We start from the raw sequence: 393 nt of genomic DNA on the forward strand, positions 1-393 counted from the left end.
TTTCTCCAGCGCATCGGCAATATGCTCTTCCACTTTTGCTACCGCTTTTTCATCGATCAGCGGCCCGATGGTGACGCCTTTATCCAGCCCGTCGCCGATGTGCAGTTTGCTCACCGCCTGCTGTAATTTTTCGGCAAAGCGGTCATACACGCCGTCCTGCACGTATAAACGGTTGGCGCAGACGCAGGTTTGCCCGGCGTTGCGGAATTTCGAGGCCAGTGCGCCTTCCACGGCTTTGTCGAGATCGGCATCATCAAAGACGATAAACGGCGCGTTGCCGCCCAGCTCCAGCGACACTTTCTTGATGTCTTTCGCGCACTGTTCCATTAACTGGCGGCCAATTTCGGTCGAACCGGTAAACGACAGTTTGCGCACCAGCGGGTTGCTGGTCAG

At 56.2% G+C, this 393-nt stretch carries 1 protein-coding gene; it reads right to left on the minus strand.

The window, feature by feature from the left end:
• A partial coding sequence (locus tag E0L35_RS26005) for an aldehyde dehydrogenase family protein (RefSeq protein ID WP_138801770.1) occupies positions 1-393 on the minus strand: 393 nt, incomplete at both ends.

It is taken from the genome of Halomonas sp. ATBC28, from assembly GCF_005937175.1.
In the GTDB taxonomy this organism is placed as follows: Bacteria; Pseudomonadota; Gammaproteobacteria; order Pseudomonadales; family Halomonadaceae; genus Vreelandella; species Vreelandella titanicae.